Genomic DNA, 11,865 nt, shown 5'->3' on the forward strand with positions numbered 1-11,865 from the left:
GGCGGCTGTTGGAGCTTACTCAATGAACCGGAAGGAGCGTCCCGTTTTCGATACGGTATTTCACCTGCCCGTCGGCCGACTTCAGTTCAAAATCGGCTTTGACGCCCATCCGGACGTCGCCTTCGATCGTCAAACCGGTCGCATCGAGTTCCTGTGTGCCAAAGAAAACAGATAAATCCCCGAATTCTTCGACTGTTCCCCGGATATACCATTTTTCAGGCCGGTTGAAAACGGCCAGCTCCTGCCGGTTGACGGCAATGTCGGTGAGAATAGCTTGCCCGTTGCGGACTACGTGTACGTTGCGGACCAGCAGGTCATACACAGCCCGGCCGTTTTCCGGAATTGTCTCGTAAGCCTTGATATCTTCTTTTCGGTAGCTGCCGGAGGCAATGGCCTGCAGACCGGTCAGCAGCGCCAGGTAATTGAGCTTGCGGATATAGAGCTTCTCCGGATCACCGGCATAGCCTCCCGATTCGATCAGAATAAGGGAGCTGCCCCATTTCTGGATATTGTCGCCGAACGCGCGGGGTTCAAATTCATCCGAGTACCGGGCTACCTGGCCCGGAATATAGGTTTGAAGCATGCGGTTCAGGCCGACGATGAGCTGCATCGAACGCTTCCGGACGTCATTGATTTCCCGGGCCTCGTTATAGGCGGTGGCCAGGAAGGAAACGGTAGCCAGCTTCCCCGTCGGGCCGGCAGAGTAGCGCGGCGACTGGTCATGCAAATTGAAGGCAAAAGTTGGCTGAAGCGTCTGCTGCAACTGTTTGAGCAGGCGGCCCTCCGGAGTCTGGAGGCGGAGGGCATCGCGGTTCATATCAATACCGAGTGCTGTACGCCGCGTCCAGGCTTCCGCGCCGTCGGGGTTCAGCATGGGGACGAAATAGAGTGTCGTCCGGCTCAGAATTTCAGTACGGAGGTCGTCGAATCCGTCTCCTGAGGCGGCAAAAAAACGGAACAGGTCGAAGATGGCCATCGTTGCCGTGGCTTCGTCGCCATGCATCTGGGACCACAGCAGTACTTTAACGGGACCGTTCCCGAGGCGTACCTGAGAGATGGAGCGGTTTTGGGTGGATTTTCCCACTTCCGTTACTTCAAACGACGCCGGCAACTGCTGCATTAGCGGAACCAGGTCTTTATGCCGGAAGCGGCGCTCGGTCAGCGCCGGCTCGCGAAAGGTATCGTAGGTATCGGAAAGCCGTTGAGAAAGGGATTGAGCAGACATGGTAAACGAAAAGAGGCCGAAGCTCAGCAGGAAGGTAGAAAAGCGAAAAATCATGAGAGCAGGGGCTTGGTGTTAAACAGAATCGGGGCGCGTCAGTTGCCGGACGATATCCCGGTGTTGCGGAAAAAGATCCAGCAGACCGGAACGTGTGCCGAGTTCAAAATCCGAAAAATCGAACCCCGGAGCAACGGTACAGCCCACCAGTGCGTATGTACGGACGGGGCGTGCGCCAAACCAGCTACCGGCCGGAACTACTGCCTGGAAAACTTCACCGGCATCCGGATCCGAACCGAGGCGGATCAGGCGAAAATCGCCCGAGGGATCGATGACGGAAATCTCCAGCGGACCGCCGGCGTAAAAATGCCATATTTCGTCGGACTGAATGCGATGAAGCGAAGAGAAATGCGGAGGTTCCAGCAGGAAGTAGATGGCAGTGCTGAAGGACCGGTCGCCGGCAAACCCTTCCGGAAGTGCGTAATGCGGTATAGATCCGGCTGATCGATAGGTTTCAGCGTAATAGCCGCCTTCCGGATGAGGTTTCATCTGATAGGCGTCAACCCAGTATGAGGCAGATTTCATGAATATTGTAAGGTCGTTCCAATTTTTTTTAAAAATAACGAACGGGACGTGCAACGCTGGGACGAATGCGCTTGTCATTGTGATGAAATTGATTCAGAGGGGGACGAACGAGTTGTTCTGCGTGAAGAGAGCCGAAAGGCAGAAGGCTGGAAAAGAGTGACTTATAAGCGAGCGGAAGGGATCAATGGAAAAACCCGTAGCCTGTCTGCCTTTTATAACTGACCCTTGGAACAGACGTTATACATCGATCGTCATTATTCACTCGTCGAAGCCTGCAAGCGGGGAGACCGGAAGGCGCAGTATGAGCTGTATCGTCTGTATTCCAAGTCGATGTTCAACGTCTGCATGCGGATACTGAATCACATCGGAGAAGCGGAAGACGTACTGCAGGAGGCCTTTCTGGATGCATTTCAGAAGATTCATGATTTCCGGCAGACGAGTACTTTCGGCGCGTGGCTGAAACAGATCGTCGTCAACCGCGCCATTAATCAGCTCCGGCAGCGCCGCCTGGAATGGGCGGATGTCGGGGAAGAAGCCGAAAACGTCGGCGAGGAAGACAGTCCGGCAGACGAGTCGGATTGGGAAATTGCCCGGGTTCGGGACGCGATTCAGCGGCTCCCGGATGGTTTCCGGACCGTGTTGACGCTGTACCTGCTGGAAGGGTATGATCACGAGGAAATAGCGGAGATTCTTTCTATTTCCGAATCGACCTCCCGGACGCAGTACATGCGGGCCAAGCGGAAATTGCTGGAACTGTTAGCTTGAGTTTTAGTTGCCGGACATTGTCCGGATTCGTATAGATGTAGCCTGGTACATGGGGCTTTACTGCTCAGAAAGATGAAAAAAGATCGTATTGAACGTTTCATTCGGGACAACCGGGAGGAATTCGATGCCTTCGAACCGCCACTCGGAATGTGGGCGGAAATCGAGCGCCGGCTGCCGGAACCTGTTTTCCCGTCTGACGAGGAGAAAGAGACTAAAATTATCCCGCTCGGAACGGGAGCAGACCGGAAAAAGCGATTTTTCCTGGACTGGCGGATGGCGGCGGGCGTTGTCCTGCTGCTGGGCGTCGGGTTCTTTGCCGGACAGTATTTCGTCAAGCCGAAAAATACCGACCCGATTATAGCCAAAGTCAGCCCGGAAGAAGGGAAAACGGCATTCCGCTATGCTTCCCTGATCGAAAGCAAGCGCGAGGAAATCCGGACCATTGAACAGACCGACCCGACGCTGTACCGGGAATTTGCGTCTGAAATCGAGCGGCTCGATTCCGATTACCAGAACCTTCGTTCGGAACTTCCCCAGACTCCCAATCAGGAGGAACTGGTGGACGCGATGATTCAGAACCTGCAAATGCAGCTGGACATCCTTAACCGGCAGCTTCAAATTATCAACAAGATTCAGCAATCCAAGCAAAGCCATGAAAAGACTATTTAGCGGCGTGTGGCTGGCACTGCTTCTGACTGCTCCTGCCTGGGCGAGTGATGTGTCAGGGACGCTGGCCGAGCGGAAACGGACGATTGTCAAGTCGTTCAGTGTTTCCGGAAAAGACAACCTGTATCTGTCCAATCAGCACGGTGACGTGCGGATACATATCTGGGACAAGAATGAGGTCCGCGCGGAGATCCTGATCCAGGGGTTTGGAAAAGACGACGAGGAAGCGCAGAAATTCATTGATGCGGTGGAAATCGACGAATCCCGGAACGGCAATCAGATCCGCCTCGAAACCCGGTACAACGAGCCCAAAGGCAACTGGAACTGGAAGAACCTTGGGTGGGGCCGTTCAGAAGAATCGAAAACCCGCGGCGTACGGATCAGCTATTCCGTCAACATGCCGAAATACGTGGCGCTTGAGCTTCAGAACCGCTTTGCCAATGCCCAGCTGGCCGATTTCTCGGCGCCGCTGCGGGTGAATACCCAGTACGGCAACTTCGTGGCGGATCGCCTCATGAGTACCGACAACGATATCCGGGTGGAATACGGCAATGCTACCATTAAAGAACTGAACGAGGGGAACCTCAAAATCCAGTACTCCAAACTGGACCTCGAAAAGGCGGATCGCCTCCGGCTGATCAACAACTACGGTTCTCTGCTGGTGAATGAAGTGGGCGACCTTGACGCGACGATCCAGTACTCCAAAGGAAAGATCGGCAAGCTGAAGGAACAGGCCCGGCTGAATATCAATTACTCGGACAACGTACAGTTGCCGGTGTTGATGCGGACGGTCCGGAAGGTGGATGTGCGCTCGAACTATACATCGGTTCGTTTGCCTGTGGGAGACAGCCAGGACATGGATTTCGACGTAACTGTCAGCTATGCCAACTTCGGCTATCCCAATAACCTGCCGATTGCCTTTGACGTGAAGGACGATGGCTCCGGCGAGGACGGTAAACACCGGTACGTCCCGAAAATGACAAAAACTTATAAAGGAAAAGTCGGAAAGGGCGGTTGCACCGTACGCATTGTCTCGAATTACGGCGCGGTGAAGTTTGTAGACTGATCCGGACGCATAGATAAAAAAGACGACCTGCCGGGTCGTCTTTTTTTATGCTCAGATCGAAAAGTTGGTTTTGAGCCATTCACGTGCCAGCGTCATATCCTGCTGGGTCAGGTTATGGCTGGAGGGCAGTATTTCATGCTGTACCCGAAAGCCTGCGGATGTCAGCAGCTGCTCATATGCCTTCATATTCGCCGGCTGGAAGTACGGGTCGGTCTGACCGGAGGTGAGCAATACCGGCGCGCCGTTGGAGGTTGCCGGTTTTTCGTCCGGGAGGGGCAGCATAGGTCGCCAGAGAATCGCGCCTGCCAGCAGTTGCGGATATTTCTGAAGAATGGCTCCGCCGATATTGGCGCCGTTGGAATAGCCGAGGGCGATGACTTTGGAGAGGTCGAATCCTTCGGAGGCAGAAACGTTTTTCAGGGTTTCGACGAGCTCGTCGGTCCGGAAGCGAAGGTCGTCATAATCAAAGATTCCGGTACCCAGGCGACGGAAAAAGCGGGTAGTCAGGCCGTTTTCCAGCACATTACCTCTGACACCGAGCAGGTTGACGTGCCCTTCGGTCAGTTCTTCGGCCAGGTTGAGGAGATCGTTTTCGTCGCCCCCGGTTCCGTGGAGCAGGAGGAGCGTCGGCCGCTGTCCGGGTTGTTCGGCTGCGGCGATGAATCGGTATTTCAACGGATGAAAGGACATAGTCTGGTCTTTTATAGGTGCGGTGGCGTGGTTCACCCGTGCGGTGAGACGTCTTTCTGTCTGACAGACAAAGATGGATATAAAAAAAGTTCAATTACCAATCGCGGCCCGGAGGCTATATTAAGAAATGATGATGTTTTAAATCAAACAGTTAGCGAATTTTTATGGAGAACCATAAGATAATATTGTTATAAATACGTACCTTTGCGGGCATTTTCATAGGACGTTATCCGTACATCTGTTGTCAACTGCCCCGGAACGGGAGGTAGGGGGCTGAAAAAAGCCCGTCGGTAAATGAAGCGGATAACCTAAACGTACAAACTTTCTTCTCCGATGCAAAGTATCCGTAACATTGCCATCATTGCGCACGTTGACCACGGGAAGACGACGCTGGTTGACAAGATCATCCACTTCAGCAAGCTTTTCCGCGAGAACCAGGAATTCGGCGATCTCATCCTCGATAACAACGACCTCGAGCGGGAACGCGGTATTACCATTCTTGCCAAAAACGTATCCGTCCGGTATAAGGACGTCAAAATCAACATCATCGATACGCCGGGCCACGCCGACTTCGGCGGGGAAGTAGAGCGGGTACTCAAGATGGCCGACGGAGTTTGTCTCCTCGTCGATGCCTTTGAAGGCCCCATGCCCCAAACGCGTTTCGTATTGTCCAAAGCCATCTCCCTCGGTCTGAAGGTAATTGTCGTTGTCAACAAAGTCGACAAGGAAAACTGCCGCCCCGACGAAGTACATGAGCAGGTATTCGACCTCATGTTCAACCTCGGAGCTACCGAAGAGCAGCTCGACTTCCCGACCCTGTATGGTTCCGGAAAGGGCGGCTGGATGAGCCTTGACTACAAGAAGAAGACGGAAGACATCGCGCCCCTGCTCGACGTCATCCTCGAACATATCCCGGCTGCTCCGAGCCCGGAAGGTATCCCGCAAATGCAGGTTACTTCCCTGGACTACTCGCAGTTCACCGGCCGGATCGCCATCGGCCGTGTCTTCCAGGGTACCCTGAAAGAAGGCGCTTCGATGGGCCTCTGCAAAGCGGATGGTACCGTGAAGCGCGTCCGGATCAAGGAACTTCAATTGTTTGAAGGCCTTGGCCGCGTGAAAGTGGCTGAAGTCAGCGCCGGCGATATCTGTGCCGTAACCGGTCTCGAAGACTTCGAAATCGGCGACACCCTGACGGACTTCGACAACCCGGCTCCGCTCGAGCGGATCGCGGTAGACGAGCCGACGATGAGTATGTTGTTCACGATCAACAACTCACCGTTCTTTGGTAAGGAAGGTAAGTTCGTTACCTCGCGCCACCTCCGGGATCGTCTTTTCAAGGAAATCGAAAAGAACCTGGCCATGCGCGTGAAGCCGACTGACAGCGAAGACCGCTTCCTGGTATTCGGCCGCGGTATTCTTCACCTGTCTGTCCTGATCGAGACCATGCGCCGCGAAGGTTATGAACTTCAGGTAGGACAGCCCCAGGTACTGTACAAGGACGTAGACGGCGTTCGCCACGAGCCGATCGAGCTCATGGTAGTAGACGTTCCCGAAGCTACCGCCGGTAAAGTAATCGAACTCGCCACCCAACGCAAGGGCGAGCTCGTGATCATGGAACCGAAGGGAGACGTTCAGCACCTTGAATTCAACATTCCTTCCCGCGGGCTTATTGGTCTGCGTTCCGATGTCCTGACGGCTACCTTCGGGGAGGCGGTCATGACGCACCGGTTCCGGGCCTACGAACCGTTCAAGGGCCCCATCCCGGGCCGGATCAACGGATCCATCATTTCCAAGGGTACCGGTACGGCTACGGCGTATACGATCGACAAACTCCAGGACCGCGGACGGTTCTTCATCGACGCCGGTGAAGAAGTCTACACCGGGATGGTTGTCGGCGAACACAACCGGAACAACGACATCGTCGTGAACCTCCAGGAAGCGAAGAAGCTCACCAACATGCGGGCATCCGGATCTGACGACAGCGTCCGGATCGTACCGAAGGTGAATTTCTCCCTCGAAGATTCGCTCGAATACATCCAGAAAGACGAATACCTCGAAATCACCCCGAAATCGATGCGTATGCGGAAGATTTTCCTGGATGAAAACGACCGCAAGCGCGCCGAAAGCAAAGGCGTTTTCGCGGAAGCATAATAACCGGGAACACCCCGTTCCCGGTGTAACACAAAAGGCAGATCACTTGGGGTCTGCCTTTTTTTGTGTAAGGAAAAACCGTCGCTTATTTCGCGTTACCATTCACGTACCATGTCATCTGTGTTTCAGCATTCGCATTTACCTTATTTTGAGTCGATTGCCCCGGGTCAGGCGGCGTACCGCCGGAAGCGCCAGTATTATTGGAATGAGATCACGAACTATTGTGATTACTTCGCCCATGAGGAGCTTTCTGTGCTCGAAATAGGCTGCGGCACCGGCGAGCTCATCGGCCAGATCCGCGGTAACCGGAAAAAGGGAATCGATTTCAGCAAAACCATGATTGCCGGTGCGAAAAAAGCGTTTCCGGAGGTTTCGTTTGAGGTAATGGATGCGATGACGCTGCAACTGGACGACGAACCGTATGACCTCATCGTCATCTCCAACCTGATCGGGTATGTAGACGACGTCGAAGCCCTCTTCGCCCAGCTGCACCGGGTATGCCACGAGCGGACGAAAGTCATTGTGACGTATTACAATTTCCTGTGGGAGCCGTTTCTCCGCCTGGCCGAAAAGCTTGGACTGAAACGCAGCACACCCCGGCAAAACTGGCTTTCCCGGATGGACGTCAATAACCTGCTCTACCTGGCAGGATTTGACGTATACCGGAACAGCCTCCGGATGCTCTGCCCCGTGTACATTCCCCTGGTTTCGCACGTGCTGAACAAGTATGTGGCGAAACTTCCCGTTGTCCGGCACCTGTCGATCAACCAGTACAGCTTCGCCAAACCGCTGAAGGAGGTGAAGGACTGGGAAAATCGCTTTTCAACCAGCATCGTCATTCCGGCGCGGAACGAAAGCGGAAACATCGAAAATGCCCTGCTCCGGATGCCGAAATTCGGAAAGCACCAGGAGATCATTTTTGTGGAAGGGAATTCGACGGATGATACCTGGGAGACGATTCAGCGGATTTATGCGCAATACAGGGACCGGTTCGACATCAAAATCCTTCAGCAGGACGGAAAAGGCAAAGGCAATGCCGTGCGAAACGGATTCGCCGTCGCGACCGGTGATATCCTGATGATTCTGGATGCGGATCTGACCGTTCCACCGGAAGACCTGCCGAAGTTTTATGATGCCATTTCATCCGGGAAAGGCGACTTCGTCAATGGATCCCGCCTTGTTTACCCGATGGAAAAAAAGGCGATGCGTTTTCTCAACCTGCTGGGTAACAAGTTTTTCAGTCTGCTGTTTTCCTGGTTGCTCGACCGGCCGTTTAAGGATACCCTCTGCGGAACCAAAGTAATTTTCCGGCGGGACTACGACCGCCTGATCGCAAACCGTAAGTTTTTCGGGGATTTTGATCCGTTCGGTGACTTCGACCTCATTTTCGGGGCGTTCAAGCTCAACCTGAAGATCGTCGAGGTACCGATCCGCTACCGCGAACGTACCTATGGCGATACCAACATTTCGCGGTTCAAGCATGGCTTTATTCTGCTGAGAATGTGTGCATTTGCCGCGCGTAAATTGAAATTTATCTGACCCGTATGACTGACTACCCGAAAGTGTCCATCGTGACGGTCGTGTACAACGGCGCGGAAACCATTGAGGATACCATCCGGTCGGTACTGTCGCAGGACTATCCGAATATCGAGTACGTAATCATCGACGGAGCGTCGACAGACGGTACGCTGGAAAAAGTAGCGCCGTACCGCTCGCACGTGGATATCCTCATCAGCGAACGTGACAACGGCCTGTGGGATGCGATGAACAAGGGCTTACGGACGGCGACCGGCGACATCGTCGGTATTCTCAATTCAGACGACGTCTATGCCGGCCCTGATGTGATCAGCAGGGTAGTAACAGCGTTCCGGGAGCATCCCGGCGTCCGCGGCGTTTACGGTAACCTGAAATACATGGATAAGGGGTTGGAAAAGGTCATCCGGGACTGGAAGTCGCGGCCGTATGACAAGACCTTTTTTCCGGGAGGAGAAATGCCGCCTCACCCGACACTGTTTCTCGAGAAAAGCGTCTATGAAGAGATCGGCTATTTAGACCTGAATTTCAGGCTGGGAGCGGATTATGAGTTCACGTTCAGGGCGTTAGAAGTAAAGAAGGTACCCGTTTGGTGGATAAACGACTACCTCGTGCATATGCGGATCGGAGGGGAGTCAAACCGGAGTATCAAAAATATTCTGACCCAACACCGATTGAATATGAAAGCTTGGACAATTCATGGATTAAGAGTTCCTTTGTCATTCCATTATCGAAAGTTTATTCACCGTTTAAGGCAGTTTTTATAGTCGGCACGCGTCTTATAAGGGGAGTGCCGTGCTCAATTCATTCAACCAGCTACCTGTAAATGTTACGTATCTTCTCCCACCTTGTTACCTTTCTATTCCTTATAAGCTACATAGCCGTCGGGCAGGTTCCGGCAAAGGTGGAACAATTATCAGATGATCAGATTCAGGAATTTCTCCAGAAAGCGCAGTCAAGTGGTCTGAGCGAAGCGCAGATTGAGCAAATGGCTCTTCAGCGTGGCTATACCCCTTCTGATATTGCTAAAATGCGGGACCGGATCGCAAAGATCAAGTCTGGACAAGTCAAAAAAGAATCCAGCCTTTCCGAAGAAACGGAGACGTCCCGCTTTCAGGCCGAGGAGGTAGCCAAGAAAGCTACAGTTACTCTGACCCAGACGCCATCCAAAAAAATAGCTTCTGATTCGGTCGTTGCAGTCGGTCTGGAAAAGCAGGTATATGGCTCAGCCTTTTTTCGGGAGGCAGGCATATCCTTCGAACCCAATCTCCGGATTGCCACTCCTAAGAATTACATATTGGGCCCGGAGGACGAAATCAATGTCGAAGTTTTCGGCAGCTCCGTCCAGACGTATCGCCTGAAGGTCAGTCCGGAAGGAGCTGTGAAGCTCGAAAATTCCGGTCCGATTCTGGTGACGGGACTGACGATCGAGGAAGCCCGTAATAAGATTGCCGGCCGTCTCCGTCAGCTGTACTCCATGCCCGGCGTGGGCATTCAGGTAACACTTGGTAATATTCGTACGATCCGTGTAACGATCACCGGAGAAGTGGTTCGGCCGGGAAGCTATTCGATTTCATCTTTGGCGACTGTGTTCAATGCCATTTATCAGTCGGGAGGACCAAATGCGAACGGAACGTTTCGTAGCATTCAGCTCCGGCGCGACAATAAAATCATCCGAACGATTGATCTCTATGACTTCCTCCTCAACGGAGACGAAAAGGACAACATAGGACTTCGGGACCAAGATGTTCTGGTCTTTCCGGACTATGCCGCGCGGGTAGAACTGCGGGGCGAGGTCCGACGCCCAATGATCTTCGAAATCAAGCCTGGGGAAACACTGAAAGATGTTTTCCGGTTTGCCGGAGGGTTTACCGATCAGGCCTACTCAGCGAATATATCCGTTCGCCGGAATACATCGCGTGAATTGAAGGTCGTGAATGTCGATCAGGCGGGTTTTTCAAATTTCGCCCTTCAGAATGGCGACAAGATATCGGTTGGAACGATTCTGAACCGTTATGAAAACCGTGTGGAAATCTCCGGTGCCGTATTTCGTCCGGGAGAATTTGCGCTAGATGAATCTGTCCGGACGGTGAAGCAACTGGTCGAAAAGGCAGATGGCGTTCGTGGAGATGCTTTCCTAGGCCGCGCCTTTATACGCCGGGAAAAGGAAAACCTTGATACCGAGAATATTTCCTTTGACCTGGGTAAGCTGCTTCGCGGAGAGATCGCCGATATCCCGCTGAAACGCCAGGATATTGTGACGATCAAGTCGATCAATGAGCTTCGCGAAGCCTATACGGTCTCGATTGGCGGTGCGATCAACAACGGCGGAGCGTTTGAATATGCGGAAAACATGAGTATCGGAGATCTCATTGTGCTCGCCGGTGGATTCAAGGAGGGAGCGGTTTCGTCACGGATTGAAGTATCCCGCCGGATTAAAACGGACACAGCGACAACTGCCGATGCAGCCAATGTTCAGGTATTTGTTCTGAACCTTGATAAGAGTCTCAAAATCAATACCGAAGACGCTTCTTTCCGGTTGCAGCCTTTTGATGCGGTGTTTGTCCGAAGCTCCCCTCTTTATGAAGTGCAGAAGGTAGTCGTGATTCAAGGAGAGGTGAATTTCCCCGGTTCGTATTCCATTCGGACCCGTGACGAGCGCGTATCAGATCTTATCGAGCGGGCTGGCGGTCTGAAGTTGCGCGCTTACCTGAAAGCTGCCCGGTTTTTCCGGAAAGGCGAGCTCGTGGCAGTTGATCTGAATCGGATTACCGAACATCCGGAGTCCATTGATAACCTCCGTCTGGAAGATAGAGATACCCTCATTATTCCGCAAAAGGACGAGCTCGTCCGGATTACCGGAGCTGTACTTAACCCGGCTACTGTTAACTACGGGACATCCAGCGTGGGAGATTACGTATCTCAGTCGGGAGGGTTTACCTCGGAAGCCATCCGGAAGCGGGTATATGTCACCTATGCAAACGGTAAGATTGCCAGTACCCGTAAGATTCTCTTTTTCCGATCTTATCCTCATGTGGAACCTGGCGCGGTGATTACGGTTCCGGCGGTGGATGAAACGAAACGCCGGAAGATGGAGCCCACGGAACGGATCGCTATTTTCTCGTTGATCGGATCGCTGGTAATCGCTACTGGATCGATATTGGCTGCCATTTTGAGAAATAATTAATCG

Annotated in this window: 10 protein-coding genes; 7 read left to right on the forward strand and 3 right to left on the reverse strand. The window is 53.1% G+C overall.

What is annotated here, in order from left to right; translation table 11 throughout:
• Positions 1-19: 19 nt before the first annotated feature.
• On the reverse strand, positions 20-1,279 hold the full coding sequence (locus BLR09_RS09695; protein WP_093200984.1) for a M14 family zinc carboxypeptidase: 1,260 nt from the start codon (positions 1,277-1,279) through the stop codon (positions 20-22).
• An 18-nt stretch (positions 1,280-1,297) separates the two neighbouring features.
• Positions 1,298-1,804, reverse strand: coding sequence for a cupin domain-containing protein (locus BLR09_RS09700; RefSeq protein ID WP_093200987.1), 507 nt, complete (start codon positions 1,802-1,804; stop codon positions 1,298-1,300).
• A gap of 225 nt (positions 1,805-2,029) precedes the next feature.
• Here BLR09_RS09700 and BLR09_RS09705 point away from each other — a divergent pair, with 225 nt between their 5' ends.
• The 3 genes from BLR09_RS09705 to BLR09_RS09715 all read left to right on the forward strand — a co-directional run bounded on the left by BLR09_RS09705 (position 2,030) and on the right by BLR09_RS09715 (position 4,301).
• Positions 2,030-2,569, forward strand: coding sequence for an RNA polymerase sigma factor (locus BLR09_RS09705; RefSeq protein WP_093200989.1), 540 nt, complete (start codon positions 2,030-2,032; stop codon positions 2,567-2,569).
• Positions 2,570-2,641: 72 nt separating this feature from the next.
• A complete protein-coding gene (locus BLR09_RS09710; protein ID WP_093200992.1) occupies positions 2,642-3,238 on the forward strand; it encodes a hypothetical protein in 597 nt (198 codons plus the stop codon).
• A complete protein-coding gene (locus BLR09_RS09715) occupies positions 3,222-4,301 on the forward strand; it encodes a hypothetical protein (protein ID WP_143011070.1) in 1,080 nt (359 codons plus the stop codon). The genes BLR09_RS09710 and BLR09_RS09715 overlap by 17 nt, the downstream gene beginning before the upstream one ends.
• Before the next feature lie 51 nt (positions 4,302-4,352).
• On the opposite strand, the gene BLR09_RS09720 is transcribed toward BLR09_RS09715, so the two are convergent.
• The gene (locus BLR09_RS09720) at positions 4,353-4,991 is read right to left on the reverse strand and encodes an alpha/beta hydrolase (RefSeq protein WP_093200997.1); all 639 of its coding nucleotides are present in this window, start codon (positions 4,989-4,991) and stop codon (positions 4,353-4,355) included.
• A 333-nt stretch (positions 4,992-5,324) separates the two neighbouring features.
• On the opposite strand from BLR09_RS09720, the gene typA reads away from it, so the two are divergent.
• From typA to BLR09_RS09740, 4 genes are all read left to right on the forward strand, one after another.
• Positions 5,325-7,142, forward strand: coding sequence for a translational GTPase TypA (gene typA / locus BLR09_RS09725; RefSeq protein ID WP_093201000.1), 1,818 nt, complete (start codon positions 5,325-5,327; stop codon positions 7,140-7,142).
• A gap of 111 nt (positions 7,143-7,253) precedes the next feature.
• The gene (locus tag BLR09_RS09730) at positions 7,254-8,681 is read left to right on the forward strand and encodes a glycosyltransferase (protein ID WP_093201002.1); all 1,428 of its coding nucleotides are present in this window, start codon (positions 7,254-7,256) and stop codon (positions 8,679-8,681) included.
• A 5-nt stretch (positions 8,682-8,686) separates the two neighbouring features.
• Entirely contained in the window at positions 8,687-9,442 is a 756-nt protein-coding gene (locus BLR09_RS09735) for a glycosyltransferase family 2 protein (RefSeq protein ID WP_093201005.1), read from the forward strand.
• A 59-nt stretch (positions 9,443-9,501) separates the two neighbouring features.
• Entirely contained in the window at positions 9,502-11,862 is a 2,361-nt protein-coding gene (locus tag BLR09_RS09740) for an SLBB domain-containing protein (RefSeq protein WP_093201008.1), read from the forward strand.
• Positions 11,863-11,865 lie beyond the last annotated feature (3 nt).

The sequence above is a fragment of the Siphonobacter aquaeclarae genome (assembly GCF_900103285.1).
Taxonomy (GTDB): Bacteria; Bacteroidota; Bacteroidia; order Cytophagales; family Spirosomataceae; genus Siphonobacter; species Siphonobacter aquaeclarae.